A 24,206-nucleotide genomic window follows, 5' to 3' on the forward strand; every position below is an offset into this window, starting at 1 on the left:
TCGATGGGGCAAGAAAATCAAAAGCCAGATCAAGATCAAACGCAAAAGCGAGGCGGCCTTAAAGCCGACCTGATTGCAGGTCTGTCCGCATTCCCCCTGTAGGAGCCAGGCTTGCCGGCGAAGAACGATAACACGGTACAACAGACACACCGCAGCGCCTGGTTCGCCGGCAAGCCTGGCTCCTACGGGGGATTGGGGGTATCTGCAAAGATCAGGTCGGCTGTCAGGCCGCCTCGCTTTGGCTTTGGATCTGGGGTGCCCCGTTAACCACGATGGCCGAACGCAGGCATTGCGCAGTGGGTAAACCGGCAGGACGCCGGTTTAGCCGCGCTGGGCCAGGGGTGGCCCATCGCGGCGACCCACGGAGCAATGCCGGAGTGAGGGCATGCCGAGCCTAAGCGAGGCACCGAGTGGTGGGGCAAAGCCTTTTGCTTACTTTTTGCTGGGCCGGCACTCCGGCGTTTGAAAAAGTGAGTCGCCGTAAGGGCGAAACCATAGGTGGTCGTCACCGCACTGACGGATATACACCCAATCCAAAGCCTTCGATATCCGCCTACTTACTTCGAAGCCTCAACAACACCACTCTGGCGCTGCTTGAGGTTCTTGTCCGATTTGTACTGCAAGGCCGCAGAAGCCACGTTCGCGCTCTTGCCGGTTTCCACCCAATTGCGGATACGCGCGGCATCGGCGAAGTGCGTGTACTTGCCATAGGCGTCAAGCAGCACCAGGGCAACCGGACGATTGCTCATCCGGGTCACCAGCACCAGGCAATGACCTGCTTCGTTAGTGAAACCGGTCTTGGTCAGTTGGATGTCCCAGTCCGGCTTGCGCACCAAATGGTCGGTATTACGGAAGCCCAGGCTATAGATCGGCTTACGGAACGTGACGGTTTTTTCCTTGGTGGTGCTCAACTCTGTCAGCAACGGGTACTTGTGCGCGGCAATCAACAGTTTGCTCAGGTCGCGCGCGGTGGAAACGTTGCGCGGGGAGAGGCCAGTCGGCTCGACGAAATGGGTGTTGGTCATGCCCAGGGCGCGGGCCTTGGCGTTCATCGCGGCAATGAACGCCGCATAGCCGCCTGGATAGTGGTGGGCCAGGCTGGCGGCGGCACGGTTTTCGGAGGACATCAGGGCAATCAGCAGCATTTCCCGGCGCGGCAGTTCGCTCTTGAGTTTTACCCGGGAGTACACGCCTTTCATTTCTGGCGTGTCGCTGATGTTGATGTTGATGTATTCGTCCATGTTCTGCCGGGCTTCAACCACGACCAGGCCGGTCATCAGCTTGCTGACGGAAGCGATGGGGACGACGACGTCCGGATTGCTGGCATAGATGATTTTGTTGGTCTGCATGTCCAGCAGCAACGAACTGCCGGATGCGAGCTTGAGTTGCGTGGTGTCTCGGGGCGCTGCGGTGGTGGTGTCGCCCGCGCTGGCTATTGGCGTGATGAAAGTCCCTGTAACTGCAAAAAATAGGCTCAGGATGGAAAGACGGATTTTCACGCTGGCAGACTCAATAATGTGTTGATAAGCCGTTTTGTAACGGGCTATTACTTAAAAAGCGCGACATTCTGGAGTATGGCTGAATAACTGTCGATGGTTGTTCGAGGGCGGGGTGAAAGACCCCGGAAACATGAAAAAAAAGTCACTTTCCGGCGGATGGTCGAACCGCTTGCGCGGGCAAAAAGAACCCCGCCAAGGGCGGGGTTCCTTGTGTCGCTGGCTACCGCTGCGTTGAGCCTTAGCTGTGCAGGGTTTCGGCGGCGTACAGGGTGTTTTCCAGCAGGCAGGCGCGGGTCATCGGGCCGACGCCACCCGGCACCGGAGTGATCCAGCCGGCACGGGGCAGGGCGGTTTCGTAGATCACGTCACCCACCAGCTTGCCGTCTTCCTGACGGTTGATGCCGACGTCGATCACGATCGCGCCTTCCTTGATCCATTCACCTTTTACCAGGCCCGGCTTGCCGGCAGCGACCACCACCAGGTCGGCGCGGCCGACATGGCCGGCCAGGTCCTTGGTGAAGCGGTGAGTGACGGTCACGGTGCAGCCGGCCAGCAGCAATTCCATCGCCATCGGGCGACCGACGATGTTGGAAGCGCCAACTACCACCGCGTTCATGCCGTAGAGATCGGCACCGGTGCTTTCCAGCAGGGTCATGATGCCTTTAGGTGTGCATGGACGCAGCAGCGGGATGCGTTGGGCCAGGCGGCCGACGTTATAAGGATGGAAACCATCGACGTCTTTATCCGGACGAATGCGTTCCAGCAATTTGGAAGCGTCCAGGTGTTCAGGAAGAGGCAGTTGAAGCAGGACGCCGTCAATCGCCGGATCGTCATTGAGGCGATCGATCAGGTCGGCCAGCGCTTGTTGAGTGGTGTCGGAAGGCAGGTCATAGGCCTGGGACAGGAAGCCGACCTCTTCACAGTCTTTACGCTTGTGCGAGACATAAACCTGAGAGGCAGGATCGCTGCCGACCAGGATCACCGCGAGGCCGGGCGTGCGCAGGCCTTGCTGGCGACGCTCGTTGACGCGTTGGGCGATCTGCTGGCGCAGGCTGGCGGCGATCGATTTGCCGTCGATAAGTTGTGCAGTCATTGCGCGTGATTAACCATCGAGAGGGGAAAAAAAGAGAGCGCATTCTCGCATGTCATGCGGTGAGGGCAAAGGCGCTTGGTCTGCAAATTCCGCTAACTCCTTTAATTAAATGAATTTTTTTCAAAAAGGATTTGACGACCTGCGGGGGGCTCTATACTATTCGTCGCACTTGTCGGGCACAGCCTAGCACTGGTTAAGAAGGTCGAGCGGGATTACGGTTCTGCAAGACTGAAAAGCACTTAGTTTGTAGTCCTCCAAGAGTACAGATTAACAAGGCGCCCGTAGCTCAGCTGGATAGAGCATCCGCCTTCTAAGCGGATGGTCGCAGGTTCGAGTCCTGCCGGGTGCGCCATTAGGCAGCTTTGGCACAAGTAACGCGATATGGTGGGCGTAGCTCAGTTGGTAGAGCACGGGATTGTGACTCCCGTTGTCGTGGGTTCGATCCCCATCGTCCACCCCATATTTCGAAGGGCGCCAGATTAACAGTCTGGCGCCTTTGCTTTAAAGGCTTCATCTTGCGGATGTGGTGGAATTGGTAGACACACTGGATTTAGGTTCCAGCGCCGCGAGGCGTAAGAGTTCGAGTCTCTTCATCCGCACCAAACAAGACTTCATCCATGTCGCCTGGCGTGGTCGAGGTTCTACAAAGAAGTGATTTGGCTTCTTTGGCACGCAATATGGTGGGCGTAGCTCAGTTGGTAGAGCACGGGATTGTGACTCCCGTTGTCGTGGGTTCGATCCCCATCGTCCACCCCATATTTCGAAAAGGCGCCAGATTAATAGTCTGGCGCCTTTTTTGTTTCAGCGGATTCAGCGACTGCGGGTTCCGGGTCGCAAGGGCAGGGCGTTTCGTCGTTTTTATGTTTCCCGATGATGCCGTGCTGCCCGCCGGCCTTGCTCGCAAGATCGGCTGTCAGGGAGATGATTGGCAACCTCCTCCATATAAGGAAGGGTTGGCGCAGAGCCTTGGCGTGATTGGCTGTATTTGCCACCGGGGCGAGGTGCATTCGTGCATTCGCACCTATAAATTGCCTGCTGCGTTTTTACCCGTTTTCAGTAGGGTGACTTCTTGAGTTTGACCCACTAGAATGCATGCCCTTGATTCTGGGGTCGGAAACGGCCGGCTAACGTCTGTGCAACGAGGAATATCCATGCAAGTTTCTGTTGAAAATACTTCTGCTCTTGAGCGCCGCATGAGCATCACCGTGCCGGCTGAGCGCATCGAGACTCAGGTCAACAAGCGTCTGCAGCAGACTGCCCAAAAGGCCAAGATTGCTGGCTTCCGTCCAGGCAAAGTGCCAATGAGCGAAATCAAGCGTCGTTTCGGCGCTGAAGCTCGCCAGGAAGCGGTAGGCGACGTCATCCAGTCTTCCTTCTACGAAGCTGTGGTTGAGCAGAAGCTGAACCCGGCTGGTTCGCCTTCGATCGAGCCTAAATCCCTGGAAGCAGGCAAGGACCTGGAATACGTCGCTGTATTTGAAGTGTTCCCTGAGTTCACCGTTGCCGGTTTCGAAGGTATCACCGTAGAGCGCCTGAGCGCTGACGTGGCTGATGCCGATCTGGACAAAATGCTGGACATCCTGCGCAAGCAGAACACCCGTTTCGAAGTGGCCGATCGCGCTGCCCAGAACGAAGACCAGCTGAACATCGATTTCGAAGGCAAGGTCGACGGTGAAGTGTTCGCTGGCGGTTCCGCCAAGGGCACTCAGCTGGTGCTGGGTTCCGGCCGCATGATCCCGGGCTTCGAAGAAGGCCTGGTTGGCGCTAAAGCCGGTGAAGTACGCGTTCTGAACCTGACTTTCCCAGAGGATTATCAGAATCTGGACCTGGCTGGCAAAACCGCCGAGTTCACCGTGACCGTGAACAGCGTTTCCGAGCCAAAACTGCCTGAGCTGAACGAAGAGTTCTTCGCGCAATTCGGCATCAAGGAAACCGGTCTGGAAGGCTTCCGCACCGAAGTTCGCAAGAACATGGAGCGCGAGCTGCGTCAGGCGATCAAGTCCAAGGTGAAGAATCAGGTCATGGACGGTCTGCTGGCCACCAACCCGATCGAAGTGCCAAAGGCTCTGCTGTCCAACGAAGTTGACCGTCTGCGCGTGCAGGCTGTTCAACAGTTCGGCGGCAACATCAAGCCAGACCAACTGCCGGCCGAGCTGTTCGAAGAGCAAGCCAAGCGCCGCGTTGTCCTGGGCCTGATCGTGGCTGAAGTGGTCAAGCAATTCGACCTCAAGCCTGACGAAGCCCGTGTTCGCGAGATGATCCAGGAAATGGCTTCGGCTTATCAGGAGCCTGAGCAAGTTGTGTCCTGGTACTACAAAAACGACCAGCAACTGAACGAAGTTCGTTCGGTTGTGCTGGAAGAGCAAGTTGTGGATACTGTTCTGCAGAAAGCTAGCGTGACCGACAAATCGGTCTCTTACGAAGAAGCGGTCAAGCCGGTAGAAGCTCCACAAGCCGACTGATCATTTTTGCGCTAAGAAGCACACACCATAAGCCAGCTCTCGAGCTGGCTTATGCGTATTCAAGACATAACTATTTGGGAGTGACTGCAGAGCATGTTCCGTAATTCGTATATTCAGCAGAACTCTGATATCCAGGCCGCAGGCGGCCTGGTCCCGATGGTTGTCGAGCAGTCCGCTCGTGGCGAGCGCGCCTACGACATCTACTCGCGTCTCCTCAAGGAGCGAGTGATCTTTCTGGTGGGCCCGGTAGAGGACTACATGGCCAACCTGATCTGTGCGCAACTGCTGTTCCTTGAAGCGGAAAACCCGGACAAGGACATCCATCTCTATATCAACTCCCCGGGCGGTTCGGTGACAGCGGGCATGTCGATCTACGACACCATGCAGTTCATCAAACCCAACGTGTCGACCACCTGTATCGGTCAGGCGTGCAGCATGGGCGCATTCCTGCTGACGGCCGGTGCCAAAGGCAAGCGTTACTGCCTGCCGAACTCGCGTGTGATGATTCACCAGCCTCTGGGCGGTTTCCAGGGCCAGGCCTCGGACATCGAAATCCATGCCAAGGAAATCCTCTTCATTCGTGAGCGTCTCAACACGCTGATGGCCAAGCACAGCGGGCGCACCCTTGAAGAAATCGAGCGCGACACCAACCGCGATAACTTCATGAGTGCAGAAGCCGCGCGTGAGTACGGGTTGATCGACGAAGTGATCAACCAGCGCCCCGCTTAAATAAGCAGCTCAAAATGAGGCTGGTCGGCAGGTCCGATCACCGGCGGGCTTGAAAAAGCCCGCAATAGCCTTCATCTTGTGTTGCAAGCCTATCGGATTTGGATCGAACGAATGACTGACACCCGCAACGGCGAGGACAACGGCAAGCTGCTCTATTGCTCCTTCTGTGGCAAAAGCCAGCATGAAGTACGCAAGTTGATTGCCGGCCCCTCGGTCTTTATCTGCGACGAGTGCGTCGACCTGTGCAATGACATCATCCGTGAGGAGGTGCAGGAAGCCCAGGCCGAAAGCAGCGCGCATAAATTGCCTTCGCCTAAAGAAATCAGCGGCATCCTTGATCAATACGTGATTGGTCAGGAGCGTGCGAAAAAGGTTCTGGCCGTAGCGGTGTACAACCACTACAAGCGCCTGAACCAGCGTGACAAGAAGAATGACGACGTCGAACTCGGCAAGAGCAACATCCTGCTGATCGGCCCGACAGGCTCGGGTAAGACCCTGCTTGCCGAAACACTGGCCCGCTTGCTGAACGTTCCGTTCACCATCGCCGACGCAACCACCCTCACCGAGGCGGGTTATGTGGGTGAAGATGTCGAGAACATCATTCAGAAGCTGCTGCAGAAGTGCGATTACGACGTGGAAAAAGCCCAGATGGGCATTGTCTACATCGACGAAATCGACAAGATTTCGCGCAAGTCTGACAACCCGTCGATCACCCGGGACGTTTCCGGTGAAGGCGTGCAGCAGGCCCTGCTCAAGTTGATCGAAGGCACGGTCGCTTCCGTTCCGCCCCAGGGTGGTCGCAAGCATCCGCAGCAGGAATTCCTTCAGGTCGACACCCGTAACATCCTGTTCATCTGCGGTGGTGCGTTCTCCGGTCTGGAAAAGGTTATCCAAAACCGTTCCACCAAGGGCGGCATCGGTTTCAACGCGGAAGTTCGCAGCAAGGAAGAAGGCAAGAAAGTCGGTGAGTCCCTGCGTGAAGTCGAGCCTGACGATCTGGTCAAGTTCGGTCTGATCCCGGAATTCGTCGGTCGTCTGCCGGTCCTGGCCACGCTGGACGAGCTTGATGAAGCTGCTCTGATGCAGATTCTCACCGAGCCGAAAAACGCGCTGACCAAGCAATACGCCAAGCTGTTCGAGATGGAAGGCGTGGACCTGGAATTCCGGGCCGACGCACTGAAATCGGTCGCCAAACGCGCGCTGGAACGCAAGACCGGTGCCCGTGGCCTGCGCTCGATTCTCGAAGGCGTGCTGCTCGACACCATGTACGAAATCCCCTCGCAGTCCGAGGTGAGTAAAGTGGTGATCGACGAAAGCGTTATAGAAGGCAAGTCCAAGCCACTGTATATCTACGAAAACAGTGAGCCTGCTGCCAAGGCCGCGCCAGACGCCTAAGCGTCGCGCAGCCGGTACAAAGAAGGGGCCTTCGGGCCCCTTTGCTTTTTCCAGGTTTTAACACTGTCTTTGTGCTTGTTTTTTTTCAAGGCAGCCCCCATCTTGGTTTCAAGCTTACTTCCATCTGTTTCCGGCCATATGGCCGCCGTAGAGGCGAAATCATGAAGACAACCATCGAATTGCCTCTCCTGCCATTGCGTGATGTCGTGGTTTATCCGCACATGGTTATCCCGCTGTTCGTGGGGCGCGAGAAATCCATCGAAGCCCTCGAGGCAGCGATGACGGGCGACAAGCAGATCCTTCTGCTGGCCCAGAGAAACCCTGCTGACGACGATCCCGGTGAAGACGCACTTTATCGCGTAGGTACCATTGCGACCGTCCTGCAGCTGCTCAAGCTGCCTGACGGCACGGTCAAGGTTCTGGTCGAAGGCGAGCAACGCGGCGCCGTGGAGCGCTTCAGCGAAGTGGATGGCCACTGCCGCGCCGAAGTTTCATTGATCGACGAAGTCGATGCGCCAGAGCGCGAGTCCGAAGTGTTCGTTCGCAGCCTGCTGTCGCAGTTCGAACAATACGTGCAGTTGGGCAAGAAAGTCCCTGCCGAAGTCCTGTCGTCGCTCAACAGCATCGATGAGCCAGGCCGCCTGGTCGACACCATGGCCGCGCATATGGCGCTGAAAATCGAGCAGAAGCAGGAAATCCTCGAGATCATCGATTTGTCGGCCCGTGTCGAGCACGTGCTGGCCTTGCTGGATGCCGAGATCGACCTGCTGCAGGTCGAAAAACGCATTCGCGGGCGTGTCAAAAAACAAATGGAGCGCAGTCAGCGCGAGTACTACCTGAATGAGCAGATGAAGGCCATTCAGAAAGAGCTCGGTGACAGCGACGAAGGGCATAACGAAGTCGAAGAGCTGAAAAAGCGCATCGATGCCGCCGGCCTGCCCAAGGACGCGCTCGCCAAGGCGACCGCCGAACTGAACAAACTCAAGCAAATGTCGCCGATGTCCGCCGAAGCGACGGTGGTCCGTTCCTACATCGACTGGCTGGTCCAGGTGCCGTGGAAGGCCCAGAGCAAGGTGCGCCTTGATCTGGCTCGCGCAGAAGACATTCTCGACGCCGATCACTACGGCCTCGAAGAGGTCAAGGAACGTATCCTCGAATACCTCGCCGTGCAGAAGCGCGTGAAGAAGATCCGTGGTCCGGTGTTGTGCCTGGTCGGTCCTCCTGGTGTGGGTAAAACCTCCCTGGCGGAGTCCATTGCACACGCCACCAACCGTAAATTCGTGCGCATGGCCCTCGGCGGCGTACGCGATGAAGCGGAAATTCGTGGTCATCGCCGTACGTACATCGGTTCGATGCCAGGAAGATTGATTCAAAAGATGACAAAGGTGGGTGTACGCAACCCGCTGTTCCTGCTCGATGAAATCGACAAGATGGGCAGCGACATGCGTGGCGATCCGGCGTCGGCGTTGCTGGAAGTGCTCGATCCCGAGCAGAACCACAACTTCAACGATCACTATCTGGAAGTCGATTACGACCTGTCCGATGTGATGTTCCTGTGCACCTCCAACTCCATGAACATTCCGCCGGCGCTGCTGGACCGGATGGAAGTGATCCGTCTGCCGGGCTACACGGAAGACGAGAAGATCAACATCGCGGTCAAATACCTCTCGCCCAAACAGATCACGGCCAACGGCCTGAAGAAAGGCGAGCTGGAATTCGACGCCGAAGCGATCCGCGACATCATCCGCTACTACACCCGCGAAGCCGGTGTACGGGGCCTGGAGCGCCAGATTGCCAAGGTCTGCCGCAAGGCCGTCAAAGAGCATGCACTGGAAAAACGCTTCTCGGTGAAGGTCACTGCGGACGATCTGGAACACTTCCTGGGCGTGCGCAAATTCCGCTACGGCCTGGCAGAACAGCAGGACCAGATCGGTCAGGTGACCGGCCTGGCGTGGACCCAGGTGGGCGGTGAATTGCTGACCATCGAAGCCGCTGTGGTTCCGGGCAAGGGCCAATTGATCAAGACCGGTTCCCTGGGTGACGTGATGGTCGAATCGATCACCGCAGCCCTGACCGTTGTCCGCAGCCGTGCCAAGAGCCTGGGGATTCCCCTGGACTTCCACGAGAAGCGCGACACGCACATCCACATGCCGGAAGGGGCGACCCCGAAAGACGGCCCGAGCGCGGGCGTAGGCATGTGCACGGCGTTGGTGTCGGCACTGACCAGCATTCCCGTACGCGCGGATGTTGCCATGACGGGTGAAATCACCCTGCGTGGCCAGGTATTGGCGATCGGTGGCTTGAAAGAAAAACTACTCGCTGCGCATCGTGGCGGAATCAAGACCGTGATCATTCCTGAAGAGAATGTTCGCGATTTGAAGGAGATTCCGGACAATATCAAGCAAGATCTTCAGATTAAACCAGTTAAATGGATTGACGAGGTCCTGCAAATTGCGCTGCAATACGCCCCGGAGCCCTTGCCGGATGTGGCTCCGGAGATAGTCGCGAAGGATGAAAAACGCGAGTCGGATTCTAAGGAAAGAATTAGCACGCATTAGTACGTATTTGCCTGGGGGGCTTCCTTGACAGCTTTTTAGAGCCCTTGTTATAAAGCGGCTCTTAAGTGTCTGTAGGCCATTCAGCACTCGTTTTTGCTTTCACCAAAAAACTTAGAATCATACTCAAATAGATATAAGGGGACTTAGAGTGAACAAGTCGGAACTGATTGATGCTATCGCTGCATCCGCTGATATCCCGAAAGCTGCTGCTGGCCGTGCGCTGGACGCTGTAATCGAATCCGTCACTGGCGCTCTCAAGGCCGGCGACTCCGTGGTTCTGGTTGGTTTCGGTACTTTCTCCGTAACTGATCGTCCAGCTCGCATCGGTCGTAACCCACAGACCGGTAAGACTCTGGAAATCGCAGCTGCCAAAAAACCAGGTTTCAAAGCTGGTAAAGCACTGAAAGAAGCTGTCAACTAAGTTCCATTCAGGTTTTTGCCTATCCGGGTCGGGGTCATGCCTGACCTGGCAGCGGAGCGGTAGTCCAGTCGGCAGTTCGCCGGTCCGAGACACCGAGGCTCGCAAGGTCGAGTCATCGGTCCGTTCCGCCAGTTACGAGAAGGCGCATCCTCGGATGCGCCTTTCTTCTATCCGGATTCTACCCACGCTCCACGGTTGCCTAATTTGAAGTTCAACCGTTTATGGGGGACGCATGCTGCAAAATATCAGGGACAATTCACAAGGCTGGATTGCCAAGACCATTATCGGGGTCATCGTTGCACTGATGGCTTTGACCGGTTTCGACGCCATTTTCCAGGCTACGACGCACAAAAATGACGCGGCGAAGGTCAATGGTGAAGAAATCAGCCAGAACGAGCTGAGCCAGGCGGTCGATATGCAACGCCGTCAACTCATGCAACAGCTGGGCAAGGATTTCGACGCCTCCTTGCTCGACGAAAAAATGCTGCGCGATTCGGCCCTCAAAGGCCTGATCGACCGCAAACTGCTGTTGCAAGGCGCACAAAACTCCAAATTCGCTTTCTCCGAAGCGGCGCTCGACCAGGTCATCCTGCAAACGCCTGAGTTCCAGGTTGACGGCAAGTTCAGCCCTGAGCGTTTCGACCAGGTGATTCGCCAACTCGGCTACAGCCGCATGCAATTCCGCCAGATGCTGGCCCAGGAAATGCTGATCGGTCAGCTGCGCGCCGGTTTGGCGGGCAGCGGTTTCGTCACCGATGCCCAGGTTGCGGCCTTTGCCCGTCTGGAAAAACAGACCCGCGATTTCGCGTCCTTGAACATCAAGGTCGACCCGGCAGCCGTTAAGCTGACCGACGAAGAGGTCAAGGCCTATTACGACGAGCACGCCAAGGAATTCATGACGCCGGATCAGGTGGTCATCGATTACCTGGAGTTGAAGAAGGCTGCCTTCTTTGATCAGGTCAGCGTCAAGGACGAAGACCTGCAAGCGGCGTATCAGAAAGAGACGGCGAACCTGTCCGAACAGCGGCAGGCTGCGCACATCCTGATCGAAGTGAACGACAAGACCACCGAAGCGCAGGCCAAGGCCAAGATCGAAGAGATCCAGGCCCGCCTGAACAAGGGCGAGAAGTTCGAAGCCCTGGCCAAGGAATTCTCCCAGGACCCGGGTTCGGCGAACAACGGCGGCGACCTGGGCTACGCAGGTCCTGGCGTGTATGACCCGGCGTTCGAGAAAGCCCTGTATGCGTTGGCCAAGGATCAGGTTTCCGAGCCGGTTCGCACCGACTTCGGTTTCCACCTGATCAAGCTGTTGGGCGTGCAAGCGCCTGAAGTGCCGACATTCGCCAGCCTGAAAGACAAGCTGACCCGCGAATTGAAGGCCCAGCAGGTCGAGCAGCGTTTCGTCGAAGCGACCAAGCAACTGGAAGACGCCTCGTTCGAAGCGTCCGACCTGGCCCAGCCTGCGCAGGACTTGAAGCTGGCCGTTCACACCTCCAAGCCGTTCGGCCGTGAAGGTGGCGAAGGCATTGCGGCCAACCGTGCCGTGATCACCGCAGCGTTCAGCCCGGAAGTGCTGGATGAAGGTGCCAACAGCACCGCCATCGAGCTCGACCCGGAAACCGTGATCGTGTTGCGCGCCAAGGAACACCTCAAGCCTGCGCAACTGCCATTGGAAAAGGTCGAAGGCCCGATCCGTGAGCAATTGGCCAGGGAGCACGCCAGTGCTGCCGCCAAGACCAAGGCTGACGAGCTGATTGCCAGCCTGCGCGATGGCAAGACCCCACTGGACAGCCCGATCGACGGTCAGAACTGGAAGGTTACCGAAGCCGCGACCCGCGCCCAGGAAGGTGTGGACCCGACTGTGCTGCAGGCGCTGTTCCGCATGCCCAAGCCAGCCGCCAAGGACAAGCCGACCTTCAGCAGTGTCACCTTGCCTGATGGCAATCTGATGATCGTGCGTCTGAACGGCGTGAACGAGTCCGCGACGCCAACCGAAGAAGAGAAGGCTCAATACCGTCGCTTCCTCGCTTCGCGCGTTGGCCAGCAAGACTTCGCTGCTTATCGCAAGCAGCTGGAAAGCGAGGCCAAGATCGAGCGTTTCTGATCTGGGTACGAGCTTTTTGCATGATACGAAGACCCCGGCCGCAAGGCCGGGGTCTTTTTTTTGCCCGCATTGCACAACGCAGGCAATTTTCTCCCGACCATCGGGTCAACAGTTTTGTAACTGTTTTAAGACACAATCGGTGCGCCGCTAAGCATCGATCTGTTGCACAATACGCCCCGAACCGTTTCTCTCAGGATGTTCAATGTTTAAATCAATTCCCATGCGGGTTGTCGGGCTGGCCTTGGTGCTGGCTGCTGCTGCCGGTTGTTCGTCGAAGAAAGCCGCCATCTACGAGCATGAGAACTTCGATGATTCCGGAACGTTTTCCCGTAACTATCCGGTGACCGATTCGGTCTCCTGTGAAGCCGCTCGTCGGGCCTTGCTGAGCCAGGGCTATATCATCACCAGCAGCGATCCGAAGCTGGTCAGCGGCCACAAGAGCTTCCAGCAGACCGGTGAAAACCACATGGAGATCAGTTTCAGCGTGGTCTGCGCCGAAGACGGCACCTCGGCGCATCACGCCACGGTGTTCGCCAACGCCTTGCAGGACAAGTACGCGCTGAAGAAAACCAACAACTCGGCAAGCCTCGGTGTCGGCGTGCTGGGTTCGGTGTCGATGCCGATCGGCTCGTCCGACGACTCGATGGTCAAGGTCGCCAGCGAAACTGTCACCTCTGCCAAGTTCTACGAGCGTTTCTTCGCCCTGGTTGAACTGTTCCTGCCCAAGGAAGTGAAAGAAGCGGCGCACATCCCCGAGAAGCCGAAAACCGACCTGGGCGTGCCCGAGCCCAAGGCGACCCCGGCACCGTTGGCCCCGGAATCCGCAGCACAGCCTGCGCCGGCACCAGAGGCCGCCAAGGCCGCCGAAGTTGCGCCTGCCGCTTCCGAGCCGGTAGCACCACCGCCCGAGGCCGCACCGATTACCTCGAGCCCGGCCGCCGAGCCAACGCCTGCCACCGAAGAAGTGATAACGCCACCGGCCAACCCGAGCGACATGGCACCACCTTCGGAGCCGATCCGGGCCATGCCCATCACTGGCCAGTGATGGCGTCACGGGGCCAGGCAACTTTGCGTGCCGGCCCCTGTCACCGCAACAAAGATTGATCCGCGTCAAACAGGCCGTCGTCCTGCGGCCTGCAGCGAAAAAAACCTGTGATAAATTCCCCATCGCCTGCTACGTTTTATCTGTAGGCGACGAAGTGTCGTGTCCGCGTCATTTTTCTTTCATGCGGGCACTTTAGGCTCAAGGCGCTGGTCATTTATTCAGACGTTTTTTTATGAGCTGTGGGGGATTCGAAAATGGACGATTATCAAGAAGAACTGCTCGAGTATCAGGCGTTTGAACTGGACCCACTGGAGCCGGCCGAAGACGCGACCGAGCTCTAACTTAAAGCTTGCTGCTGGTGGCTGTTTCCCTGCGACTGCGACGAAACTCGCCAGGTGTCTGGGCGGTCCAGCGCTTGAAGGCGCGTTGAAAGGCTTCGGCTGAAGCAAAGCCCAGCAGGTAGGCGATTTCTCCGAACGCCAGTTCGGTATCGCGAATGTAGGTCATGGCCAGGTCGCGACGGGTGTCGTTGAGAATCGCGCGAAATTGCGTGCCTTCTTCGGCGAGTTTGCGGCGCAAGGTCCACACCGGCAGTTTCAAGCGTGCCGCCACTTCTTCCAGGTCGGGTTCCCGGCCACCATTGAGCAATGGCCCCAGCAGCTGTGTGATGCGTTCACGCAGGCTGCGGGTGCGGGTCAATTGCTCCAGCTCCCGCTCGCACAGTTGCAGCAGATGCCGCCAGGTGCTGGGGCAGTGCTCGGGGTTGCGCTGGGCCAGGCTGGCCAGGCTCAGGCGCAACTGATTGTGCTCGGCGCCAAACTGGATCGGGCAGTCGCCCAGCACCTCGTAGGCCGTGCGGTAATCGGGCGCTTCGAACTCGATGTCGATGCGTTCGGCGCGCAGCCGGGCAGGGCTGACGCTGGACAATTGTTGCAGCCAGCCGCAGATGATCGAGTCCACCACGAAGCGGTTATAGCCGTTGTAGGGGCTGATGGAATAGAAGCGCAACCAGGCACCCTGAGGGTCCTCGTGGAAGCTCGATTGACCGCGATAGTTGGAGCCATACAAGGCTTCGAAGCGAATCAGGCAGCGCGCCGCCTCACGCACCGTCGGTGCCTGGGCTGCAGTGACGCCGGCGAGGCCGGCCTGGCTCAAGCGGCTGAGCTGGCCCATCTGCAAGCCCAGTGCCGGGTTGCCGGTCAACTGGATGGCCGCGTGGCCCAGGCGCATGTAGCGCGGGATCGACAGACGGGCACCGGCTTCACCCAGTCGGGCCGCATCGAGGCCGTATTGCTCGAGCAGTGGCTGCGGATCCGTGCCGTGGCTGCGCACGGCGTCGGCCAGGCTGTGAACAAAGCCCACCGATAGATCTCCCAGGCGCATGGGGGCGGGTTTCATGGCCTACAGCCAAAGGTTCAGCAAGCGCGCGCCACGGGCCTTGCCATCGGCGAAATGCTGGCCGTTGCTGCTGAGAAAACTCTGCCCGGCGCTGCCTTGGTCCCAGAACTGTCCACGCAGGAATACGCTCATGCCGGCGATGGCCTGGCTGGCGGGGGCTTGAGTGCTCAGGTTCAGGCGCTGCCAGGCCTGGCCTTCACTGACTTCCCCGGCCTTGAGGCTGACGGAGCCGGGTGTCGATGAGTCCCTGTAGCCACGCCACGGCTGGTCCCAGCTACCACGGCCGGCAACGAACGCCGGGACTGCGACCAGCTGTGCCTGTTGAGTGTCGAGTTTGCGGTAGTTGTCCGGGTACCAGCTGTCACTGCCGATCAGCACGCCCAGGCGCCCGGCCGGGGTGTCGACGACATTGAGGGTGTGTTCGCCGTTGGCCTTGATCGCCTCCTGCTGCTCGAAAACCGGATGCATCTGGCGCTGGGGCTGGCCGATGGGCAGGCCATCGCGGCCAAACACCACGCTGCTGTTGAACAACGCGCCACGGCCGATTTTCAGCGTACCGTCGATGACACTGGGTTCGGGCAGCACGATGGAGCCTGCCACCAGGGTGACGTGAAATTCCTTGGCCAGCCCGCCGAACAGCGCCTGGTAATCCCTGGCCATGCCTTTGGCTTTCATGCGCAGGTGCGCGTCGTCGATACGGCTGTCACCCTCGGCACCGATCAGCGCGCGGAGGAACTTCAAAGGATTGCTCACGGCCAGCCAGTTCATGGCTTCCTTGAACGTGGTGGCCTGGTACAACTCGTCCTTTTCGCCGCTGACCATCAGCCAGGTGCCCACATGCTCGGGCAATACGACGATGGTTTTTTCATTCAGCAGCCCCTGATCCCGGGCCGTCTGCAAGTAAGCGGCGAGTTTGCGGTGCAAGCGTTCGGGGCTTTGGTAGTCGGTGGGAAATAGCTCGGGCTGGATGCCCAGCAAGTTGCCGCGGTCAGCGGGCGTGCCCTGGTCGACGGCGACATCGATCCGCAGATCCGAGAGGTAAAGCCCCGTCGGGCGATCCGCGGCCCACATGGCGTAGGTCGTTAGAGCGGCGATCAACGCCATGGAGAAAGTCAGGTACAGAAGTTTGCGCATGGGGAACAGTCAACAGCCGTATGCAGGATTCATGGCTTTTCATCTGCATCAAGGATAAAGCGAATCAGGGGGTGGGTGGGGAAAATTGACAGCGCTGCGCGCAATTGGCCGCGCCGCAGGTGCCTTGGTCTTCTGCTTGCTGGCGATAATGCACGTCACAACATCCGTCAGTGTGTCTGTCAGTTGGGATTCGCTTGTCTCGAGGGTGTACCACTGTGACTGGCCAAACAGCATGGCAATCACCGCACTGGTGGTCGGGCAGAGGTCGCCACCGCGTGCGCCTTTCTCGCCTTGCGTGTCCGTGATGATGGCGTTCAAGACCGCGGCATATCTGTTTCTCAGCTGGATAACCTGCTGCTTCTGTTCTTCAGTCAGATTCGTGAATTCACGGCTGATCAGGGTCAGTTTGTATTTTTCATTGAAGTGGAAGGTGACGAAGGCCTGGATGAACGACTGCAGACGTCCGCGAGGGCTTCGCGCGCCTTTCATTCGCCGCTGCGTGTCGTGCAGCAAGTCCGACAAGGCCGACTCGATGAGCTCGAACAACAGGGCCTGCTTGTTTTCGATGTGGTGGTAGAGCGATCCGGCATGCAGCCCGAGGTAGCTCGCCAGGTCGCGCAAGCCGATGGCCTGATAGCCGTGTGTGGCGAAGAGTTCGAGTGCCGCGTCAAGCAGTCGATCGCGGGCGCTGTGTACCGGGTTGGCTGATGCGCTGTTGGTTGGCATTGGAGTACCGTCGACTGGAAAATTAAAACGTGGTCTTAAGCAAATCTATTCGCCGTGGCGATAGCCCGTCCTGCCAGCATGGTGCGCCGTGCGCATCAAGAGCAGCACCGCGCAAAGCACCGGCAAGTTGACCAGCAGCAACGCATAACGCAATGACTCGTGGCCAAACAGGGGTAGCAACAGGTCGCTGCACAAGCCGGTCAACAATGGCCCGACGCCGACCCCGAGCAGCGTGCTGACGATGGTTTGCAGCGCCATGGCGGTTCCGCGTCTACCGGCTGGCACCAGTTGCGTGACGAGGTTGTAGGACGGCGCGACCCACCACACGGCAAAGAAGGAATAGAGCGCGCACCAGAGCATGGCGCTTGGAATCGGCACATCGCCCAGGTACACCAGCAGGGCGTCGGACCACAGCAGATAGGGGACTAGCGCGCAGATCGCCGCCAGGTGGCCCACTACCGGAATAGACACCTGCCAGTGCGGATCGCGGCGGCACAGACGATCACTCAACCAGCCGCTAAGCAGGCCACCGAACCCGGCCGAGGTCCCGCAGACAACACCCGCCAGCAAGCCGGCGTGTTGCAGTGACAAGCCGTGGGAGCGCACCAGGAAACTGGTGTTCCACATGGCAATGGCATAGGCGCTGAGCGTGGTCAGGCCGCCCGCGAGGATCAGGCAACGGTAAGCCGGCAACGCCCACAGCTTGCGGGCTTCGGCGCCCATGCCAAGCAGCGCGGGCGCTGTGTGGGTGTGTGGCGTGAGGTCCCAGCGGCCACGCTGCGGTTCGCGCACGACAAAGGCCAGGATCGCACAGAACACCAGGGCGGGTATCCCCAGCGCAATGAATGCACTGCGCCAGCCATAGTGCTCGACCACCCAGGCGCCGATGCTCAAGCCGATGATCGAGGAAAACGTCGGTGCCGCGGTAAAGCAACTGATGGCGAATGAGCGTCGATGTGGCGGATACAGGTCGGCGATCAACGACAGCGAGGCCGACGTGGTCGGCGATTCGCTGACGGCAACCAGCATGCGCGCAATGCCCAGCGCCAGGAAACTGCCCGCCCACCCGCACGCCAGGGTTGCCACCGCCCAGAGCAGGCAAGACATGGCCAGCAGGCGGATGCGCGGCATGCGATCCACCAGCCGCCCGGCCGGCAGGCCCATGAGAGCATAGACCGACGCGAACGCCAGGCCCGAGATCAGGCCGATGGCGGTGTCGCCGACGCCGAATTCGGCTTTGATCGGTTCGACCATGACCGCGAGTATCTGTCGTCCGACGAAGTTGTCGGCAAACACCATGGCCAGCAGCAACAGCAAGCCATGGCTGCCCCAGCCGACCGTGGCCGTCGGCAACGTCCCCGCGCGGGCGGTCATCGCGGTGCCCACAGATCAGGCAGGCCCGGGTCGCTCACGACGATCAGGCGCTTGAGCAAGACCTTCAAGGCTTGTGCATCGGCGGCGCCGAGCTTGGCCGACAGGTCTTCTTCCACGGCCTTGGCCAGCGCCAACTGATGCAGGGACACTTCGCGGCCTTGGGCGGTGAGGACAAAACGTGGCGATTGTGCCGGACCCTCGAAGGCCACCAGGCGCTGGCGTTCGAGAAAACGCATGCTGGCCAGGGTCACTTCGCGGCCGGTGTAGGTGACGAAGGTGTTGATTTCCTCCAGCGTCATATCATCGCGGATACACAGGATCGACAGTACAAAGAACGATTGTTCGTCCAGCTGCTGGCTGTTCAGCAGTTGTCGCAGGGCATTGAGCGCCTGGTAGTGACCGCGCCCCAGCAGGTAGCCAAGCAAATCCTCGGTGTAGCTGCACTCGGGCGGTGGTGGCGTGGTCGCCAGGCGCAGCTCGCTGCGGGGCTTGCGCGTGGCCAGGGCATATTGGCCGCTCTGGAATGCGAGCGGTGCACGATCACTGTGATCAAAGGCGAGGACTTCGCCGACGAAAATCACATGGTCGCCGCCTTCGTACTGGAACGCCGTGCGGCACTGGAAGCGCGCCGTGCAATCTTGCAGCAATGGCGCCTCGCTGATGCCGTTGTCCAGTTCGATCTCGGCGAACTTGTCCTCGCCCTGGGTGGCGAAACGCCCCGACAGACTCTCTTGTTCCGTCGACAGCACGTGCACGTTCCAATGCTTGCCGCTGCTGAAGACCGGCAGGCTGCGCGCTTGCTTGGACAGGCTCCAGAGCACCAGCGGCGGGTTGAGCGACACCGAGTTGAAGCTGTTGGCGGTGATGCCCACGGGCGAGCCGTCTTCGGTCTGGGTGGTGATGATCGTGACCCCGGTGGTGAACGTGCCGAGCGCGGTACGGAATGCCTGGGGATCGAAGCTGATATTTTGCATTGCCATGACTGGCCTCATGGAGTGGAGGTTTTCGTATGGCCAGTATTGGGCGTTTGCAGGTGCTCAACATCGTCTCAACGGACTAACACTAATGCAGGACCTCGTCCGATTGGACGAGGCGGCGCAGCGGCCCGCGAGGCTAGGGTGGCGCCAGGCGCATCGGGCGCTCAACGGCCATCGAGCCAACCTGCAAGGGGATAACAATGAGTTCAACGATGTCTTGCGACCAAGACCTTTCCAGCCTGCTGGCGCGCCAGAAAGAAGCCTTTGCCAGCGCCGGCGGTGTCAGCGCCGAGACCCGTCGCCAGCGCCTGCAGCAAGTGATCGACCTGTTGGTCGACAATCACGCGGCATTGACCACGGCCATCGACCAGGACTTTGGCGGACGGCCTGCCGGTTTTTCCCTGATGAATGATGTGCTCGGCGCCCTGGCTTCACTCAAATATGCCCGCGACCATCTGCAAGGGTGGATGCAGGACGAACCGCGCGAGATGTTTTCCCCCTATGACCAGCTCGGCGCCAGGGCCTGGGTCATGCACCAGCCAAAAGGTACGGTGGGCATCCTGGGCACCTGGAACGCGCCGCTGTACACCTTGTTCAGCCCGTTGGCCTCCGCGCTCGCGGCCGGCAACCGGGCCATCCTCAAGCCTTCGGAAGTAGTGCCACGGACCGCCGAACTGGTGGCGCGCCTGTGCGCCGAACACCTCGACCCACTGGTGGTGGCGGTGGTCAATGGTGGCCCGGAACTGGGCGAGGCCTTCAGCAGCCAACCCTTCGACCACCTGGTGTTCACCGGCAGCACCGCGATTGGTCGGCGGGTGATGGGCAATGCCGCGAAAAACCTGGTACCGGTGACCCTGGAGCTCGGCGGCAAGTCGCCGGTGATCGTTTCGTCCAGTGCCGACCTGAACAAAACCGCGTTCAGCATCGCCGCTGGCAAGGCCACCAATGGCGGACAGATCTGCATCAACCCGGACCTGGTCTATGTACCCAAGGCCCGACTCGAATCCTTCCTCGATGCGCTGCGCAGTGCTTATCGCGACCTCAACCCGACCGTGGCCGGCAACCCGGATGTGGTGGCGGTGGTCAACCCGCGCCACCTGGAGAGGGTCGAGGGCCTGGTCGAGGACGCGCTGTCGCGCGGTGCGCGCATCGAGTGCCTGCCTGAACCCCTGGCCGTGGATGCCCAGGACCGCCGTCGCCCGCTGCGGGTGGTGGTGGATCCGGCCCTGGACAGCGAAATCATGCACGAGGAAATCTTTGGCCCGGCCATGGTCGTGCTCAGCTATGACGACCTCGACCAGGTCATCGCGCAGATCAACGCAAGGCCGCGTCCGCTGGCACTGTATTACTTCGGCGAGGATGCACAGGAGCAACATCGCGTTCTGGAGCACACCCTGTCCGGGGGCGTCACCATCAACGATGTGATGATGCATGCCGCCCTGCACGATGCGCCGTTCGGTGGCATCGGTGCCTCGGGCATGGGCCATTACCATGGCCGCGAAGGCTTTCTCGAATTCAGTCACCTGCGCACGGTGTTCAAGGCCTCGGCTCACGACCCGCGTCGTGAATGGGGCCTGTTGCCGCCGTATGGCGAGCACTACCTGGCGGCCATGCTGGCCGGGGTCACTCGCGACTAATTCCGGCGTTGGGGTGCCTTGCGCGCCCCCTCCGCTGCATGGGACAGGCCACTGATCATGTTCAAGGCAATTACTATCGCCCAGCGCCTGTGGCTCTGGGCGCTGTTGGCGACCTTGCTGTTTGCCCTGGCGGTGCTGTTCGGTGCCTATGGCTTGCAGCAGGCGCGCGACAGTCTGCGGGCAATCAACGAGGACAACCTGGCGACGTTGTTGATGTTCGGCGACATCAGGCAGCGGCTCGATGAAAGCCGGCGCCAGGTCCTGCTGGCGATCCAGCAGGACCCGGAAGGGCCACTGGTGGCGGCGTTCGACCGTCCGGTGGAAGCCACCCTGAGTGCCATCGAGAGCAATGACCGGGCGCTGACCGAGGTCTGGGCGAGCTATCGCCTGCGCATCTTGAGCGGTGAAGAACAGCAGGCAGCCGAGGCGTTCGACAAGCACTATCAGGCCTGGCAGGAAGAGTTGGGTATCTTCCTGGACTCCTTGCGCGTCGGTGATTTTCGCCTGCCGGGAATCATGTCCTACCTGCGCATGGCCGAGCCTGAAGGCAACGCGGCCATGGTCGAGCTGGGCAAGTTGCAAGCGTTGCAGAAGGCCAGCGCGGCACAAGCCTACGAGGCGGCACAGCGTCGCTATCGCTCGACGCTATTGGCGTACATGTTGCTGGCGGTGGTGGGCGGGCTGGCGGGCAGCCTCACCGCGTTTTCCACGTTGCGTCGGCTCAAGCGTGCGTTTGCCCAGGCGGGAGCCAGCGTTCGGGCCATCGCCAGTGGCGACCTGGTGCAACCGATCGAGATCAAGGGCGGTGACGAATTCGCACTGATGCTGCGCGACATTGCGCTGATGCGTGACAGCCTGCACGGGCTCATTTCACAAATGCGCGAGCTGGTGCAACGGGTCAGTCGCGAAGCGGCGCACATGGCCGAATCGGCGGAGTCGGCCTCCACGGCCACCCAGCAACAGGCGGAGGCGGTGCGCGGGATTTCCCGGGCGGTGGAGGACCTGTCGGGGTCGATCGGCGAAGTGGACAACCAGGTCGGCGTGTCTCGCGATATCACCCAGCATTCGGCGCAGCGCTCGGGCAGGAGCGAGGGTTTTATTCGCGACATGGCCCAGGAGATGAATCGCATCAGCGACGTGATCAGCGCCACGGCCGTGCACATTCGCCAGCTCGAAGGGTTTTCCGGGGAGATCAGCCACGTGCTCAAGGTGATTCGCAGCATTGCCGAGCAGACCAACCTCCTGGCACTGAACGCCGCCATCGAGGCCGCGCGGGCCGGCGAGGCGGGGCGCGGGTTTGCCGTGGTGGCCGACGAGGTTCGGCTGTTGGCCCAGCGTACCGCCAGTTCCATCGGTGAAATCGACCTCACCGTGCAGCGTATTCAAGAAGGCACGCTGGCGGTGGTCGACGGCATGGGAAGGGTGGTCAGCCGGGTGCGTGACGGCGTCAACCTGGCCCATGAGGCCGGCGATTCGGTGGCGCAGATTCGCAGCGGTACCGATGACGTGATCCGCAGCGTGGACACCATCGCCACGCTGATCACCGAACAGGTGCGAGTCACGCGGGAAATGGTCACCAGGGTCGAGAGCGTCTCCACCGGCACCGGTGCGCTGTCGGCCAATGCCGGGCGCAGCGCGGAGGCCGCCTCGGACCTGGAGCAACTGGCGCGGGCACTGGATCAGTTGTCGGCACGCTTCAATGTCGCTTGAACACCGCTGCGCCTGGTTCCCTGTAGGAGCCCGGCTTGCCGGCGAACGGGGCGCCGCGGTGCATCTGACTCACCGCGTTATCGTTCTTCGCGGGCAAGCCTCGCTCCTACAAGGTCTCCCATGCACAACAAATACAACAATCATCATCAGGGCGTGATCACTACCATGGATAACCACGAAAACGCACCACTAAATCCCACCACCACCAACTGGCCACGCCGCAGCGTGCTCAAGGCCGGTGCCGTGGCGGTCGGCGTCGGGCTTTTGGGGCGCTTTGCCGACGCCCGCGCGACGGGTCTTTCAGCCAGCGACTACCAGTCGATGGATGCCTGGGCCATGAGCCAGGCGATCCGCAGCGGCGAGCTGAGTGCCGAGGACCTGCTGGCGGCGACGCTGGCCCGCTGCAACGAGGTCAACCCCAGGGTCAATGCAGTGAACATGCTGCACGAAGCCTACGCCAATGCCCTGCTGGCCCAGCGCCGCACCGCCGGTACCCAGAACCAGGGCGCCCTGGCCGGTGTGCCACTGCTGATCAAAGACCTCAATACCTCGCTGCAAGGCACCGTCACCAGCAACGGTAGCCGGATGTTCAAGGAGGCACCGCCCGCCGCCCGCACCAGCACCCTGATCGCTCGCTATGAGCAGGCCGGCGCGGTGCCATTCGGCAAGTCCACATGCCCCGAGTTCGGCTTGACCACCACCACCGAATCCCTGGCCTGGGGCCAGACCCATAACCCCTGGAACCTGGCCATGAGCGCGGGCGGTTCCTCCGGAGGCGCGGCAGCGGCGGTGGCAGCGGGGATCGTGCCCGTGGCCCATGCCACCGATGGCGGCGGTTCGATCCGTATTCCGGCCTCGTACTGCGGCCTGGTCGGGCTCAAGCCCAGTCGCTATCGCACCCCCAGCGGACCGCTGCATTTCGAAGGCTGGTTTGGCGCCAGCGCGGCCAACGTGGTCTCGCGCACGGTGCGTGATACCGCGTTGTTCCTCGACGTCGGGCAAGGCCATGAAGCGGGCAGCGCCTACTGGTGCCCACCCTTGGTACGACCCTATGTGCAAGAGTTGCAGAAAGACCCGGGCAAACTGCGCGTGGCCGTGGTGCGCCAATCGATGACCGGCGCGCCGCTTGAACCGGCGATTGCCGCCACGCTGGAGCAGACCATCAAGCAACTGCTGGCCCTGGGGCACGAGATCGACGAATTGACGCTCAATGTCGATCCACGCCAGTTGTTCGGTGCCCATGGCTCGGTGATCGGCACCGGGCTGCGGACCCTGATCCACGACCGTGAACAGCTGCTCGGGCGCGCTGTCACGGCGCAGGACCTGGAAAAGATCACCTTGGTCAACCTGGAGCGTGCGAAGGGCACCAGTGGCGAGGACCTGTATCGCGCCCGCCAATCGTTCGAGAGCATCGGCGCGATCATGGAGCAGCACTTCGAACGCTACGACGTGATCCTCTCGCCGGTCACCGGCAGCCTGACGCCGAAGCTCGGCCTGTTGTCCCTGGATCAACCTTGGGATAGCTACGCCCACAACGCCATGGGCAGCGCCGGCTTCACCGCGCTGGCCAACGTCAGCGGGCAGCCGGCCATCTCGCTACCCTTGGGTCAGAGTGACAACGGCCTGCCGGTGGGCATGATGTTCACTGCCCGGTTGGGTGGCGAGGACGTGCTGTTGCGTCTGGCTAGTCAGTTGGAGCAGGCCCATCCGTGGGCTGCAAGACGCGCCGTGTTGTAACGGCGCATTGGGATGGAATGGTGTACATATCCGTTTCTTCGGTAACGGCGACTTGCGCAGCCTGTAGGAGCCCGGCTTGCCGGCGAAGGCGTCCTGACAGCCGACCTATATTTTTTCGGAGTACATATCCATTCCTGCGGTAACGGCGGCTTATGGTTTCGCTCTTACATCTATGGTTACCCCCTTTTCTGCAATACTGTTTTTGAT

17 protein-coding genes and 4 tRNA genes are annotated in these 24,206 nt (G+C 60.1%); 14 read left to right on the top strand and 7 right to left on the bottom strand.

Going from position 1 to position 24,206, the window contains the following annotated elements; all coding sequences use genetic code 11:
* Window positions 1–557: 557 nt before the first annotated feature.
* Together pbpG and folD are read right to left on the bottom strand one after the other, a co-directional pair.
* Window positions 558–1,499, bottom strand: a complete 942-nt coding sequence (gene pbpG / locus HFK74_RS28695; RefSeq protein ID WP_180206467.1) for a D-alanyl-D-alanine endopeptidase — start codon at window positions 1,497–1,499, stop codon at window positions 558–560.
* Window positions 1,500–1,737: 238 nt separating this feature from the next.
* A complete protein-coding gene (gene folD, locus HFK74_RS28700; protein WP_046817994.1) occupies window positions 1,738–2,592 on the bottom strand; it encodes a bifunctional methylenetetrahydrofolate dehydrogenase/methenyltetrahydrofolate cyclohydrolase FolD in 855 nt (284 codons plus the stop codon).
* Window positions 2,593–2,867: 275 nt separating this feature from the next.
* Between folD and HFK74_RS28705 the strand changes: the two genes are divergently transcribed.
* From HFK74_RS28705 to HFK74_RS28755, 11 genes are all read left to right on the top strand, one after another.
* Window positions 2,868–2,944, top strand: a tRNA-Arg gene (locus HFK74_RS28705).
* 32 nt (window positions 2,945–2,976) lie between these two features.
* Window positions 2,977–3,052, top strand: a tRNA-His gene (locus HFK74_RS28710).
* 57 nt (window positions 3,053–3,109) lie between these two features.
* A tRNA-Leu gene (locus HFK74_RS28715) sits at window positions 3,110–3,194 on the top strand.
* Between the two features lie 78 nt (window positions 3,195–3,272).
* Window positions 3,273–3,348 (top strand) — tRNA-His (locus tag HFK74_RS28720).
* A gap of 395 nt (window positions 3,349–3,743) precedes the next feature.
* The gene (tig, locus tag HFK74_RS28725) at window positions 3,744–5,054 is read left to right on the top strand and encodes a trigger factor (protein ID WP_180206468.1); all 1,311 of its coding nucleotides are present in this window, start codon (window positions 3,744–3,746) and stop codon (window positions 5,052–5,054) included.
* Window positions 5,055–5,147: 93 nt separating this feature from the next.
* The gene (clpP, locus tag HFK74_RS28730; RefSeq protein WP_008062468.1) at window positions 5,148–5,783 is read left to right on the top strand and encodes an ATP-dependent Clp endopeptidase proteolytic subunit ClpP; all 636 of its coding nucleotides are present in this window, start codon (window positions 5,148–5,150) and stop codon (window positions 5,781–5,783) included.
* A 111-nt stretch (window positions 5,784–5,894) separates the two neighbouring features.
* Window positions 5,895–7,178: an ATP-dependent Clp protease ATP-binding subunit ClpX gene (gene clpX / locus HFK74_RS28735; protein WP_007946893.1), complete on the top strand. Its 1,284-nt coding sequence runs from the start codon at window positions 5,895–5,897 to the stop codon at window positions 7,176–7,178.
* A gap of 161 nt (window positions 7,179–7,339) precedes the next feature.
* On the top strand, window positions 7,340–9,736 hold the full coding sequence (gene lon, locus HFK74_RS28740; protein WP_008062469.1) for an endopeptidase La: 2,397 nt from the start codon (window positions 7,340–7,342) through the stop codon (window positions 9,734–9,736).
* Window positions 9,737–9,884: 148 nt separating this feature from the next.
* The gene (locus tag HFK74_RS28745; protein WP_002552737.1) at window positions 9,885–10,157 is read left to right on the top strand and encodes an HU family DNA-binding protein; all 273 of its coding nucleotides are present in this window, start codon (window positions 9,885–9,887) and stop codon (window positions 10,155–10,157) included.
* Between the two features lie 232 nt (window positions 10,158–10,389).
* Window positions 10,390–12,261, top strand: a complete 1,872-nt coding sequence (locus HFK74_RS28750; RefSeq protein WP_180206469.1) for a SurA N-terminal domain-containing protein — start codon at window positions 10,390–10,392, stop codon at window positions 12,259–12,261.
* 202 nt (window positions 12,262–12,463) lie between these two features.
* Window positions 12,464–13,306: a DUF2242 domain-containing protein gene (locus HFK74_RS28755; protein ID WP_180206470.1), complete on the top strand. Its 843-nt coding sequence runs from the start codon at window positions 12,464–12,466 to the stop codon at window positions 13,304–13,306.
* A gap of 342 nt (window positions 13,307–13,648) precedes the next feature.
* Here HFK74_RS28755 and HFK74_RS28760 read toward each other — a convergent pair whose 3' ends face one another.
* Genes HFK74_RS28760 through HFK74_RS28780 form a run of 5 tightly spaced genes read right to left on the bottom strand, consistent with a single transcriptional unit; the run spans window position 13,649 to window position 18,918 of the window.
* Window positions 13,649–14,704: an AraC family transcriptional regulator gene (locus tag HFK74_RS28760; RefSeq protein ID WP_180206471.1), complete on the bottom strand. Its 1,056-nt coding sequence runs from the start codon at window positions 14,702–14,704 to the stop codon at window positions 13,649–13,651.
* 3 nt (window positions 14,705–14,707) lie between these two features.
* The gene (locus HFK74_RS28765; RefSeq protein WP_180206472.1) at window positions 14,708–15,838 is read right to left on the bottom strand and encodes a carbon-nitrogen hydrolase family protein; all 1,131 of its coding nucleotides are present in this window, start codon (window positions 15,836–15,838) and stop codon (window positions 14,708–14,710) included.
* 48 nt (window positions 15,839–15,886) lie between these two features.
* Window positions 15,887–16,564 carry a TetR/AcrR family transcriptional regulator gene (locus tag HFK74_RS28770; protein ID WP_180206473.1) on the bottom strand — a complete coding sequence of 226 codons (678 nt, stop codon included), beginning with the start codon at window positions 16,562–16,564 and terminating at the stop codon, window positions 15,887–15,889.
* A 45-nt stretch (window positions 16,565–16,609) separates the two neighbouring features.
* Entirely contained in the window at window positions 16,610–17,938 is a 1,329-nt protein-coding gene (locus tag HFK74_RS28775) for an MFS transporter (protein ID WP_180206474.1), read from the bottom strand.
* Window positions 17,935–18,918 carry a flavin reductase family protein gene (locus HFK74_RS28780; protein ID WP_180206475.1) on the bottom strand — a complete coding sequence of 328 codons (984 nt, stop codon included), beginning with the start codon at window positions 18,916–18,918 and terminating at the stop codon, window positions 17,935–17,937. Before HFK74_RS28780 ends, HFK74_RS28775 begins: the two co-directional genes overlap by 4 nt.
* A gap of 170 nt (window positions 18,919–19,088) precedes the next feature.
* Here HFK74_RS28780 and HFK74_RS28785 point away from each other — a divergent pair, with 170 nt between their 5' ends.
* From HFK74_RS28785 to HFK74_RS28795, 3 genes are all read left to right on the top strand, one after another.
* Entirely contained in the window at window positions 19,089–20,552 is a 1,464-nt protein-coding gene (locus HFK74_RS28785) for a coniferyl aldehyde dehydrogenase (RefSeq protein ID WP_368738183.1), read from the top strand.
* Window positions 20,553–20,609: 57 nt separating this feature from the next.
* Complete coding sequence (locus tag HFK74_RS28790) at window positions 20,610–22,262, top strand: methyl-accepting chemotaxis protein (protein ID WP_180206477.1); 1,653 nt, start codon at window positions 20,610–20,612, stop codon at window positions 22,260–22,262.
* Between the two features lie 165 nt (window positions 22,263–22,427).
* On the top strand, window positions 22,428–23,999 hold the full coding sequence (locus HFK74_RS28795; protein WP_180206478.1) for an amidase: 1,572 nt from the start codon (window positions 22,428–22,430) through the stop codon (window positions 23,997–23,999).
* Window positions 24,000–24,206 lie beyond the last annotated feature (207 nt).

The organism is Pseudomonas sp. SbOxS1 (assembly GCF_013416725.1).
In the GTDB taxonomy this organism is placed as follows: domain Bacteria; phylum Pseudomonadota; class Gammaproteobacteria; order Pseudomonadales; family Pseudomonadaceae; genus Aquipseudomonas.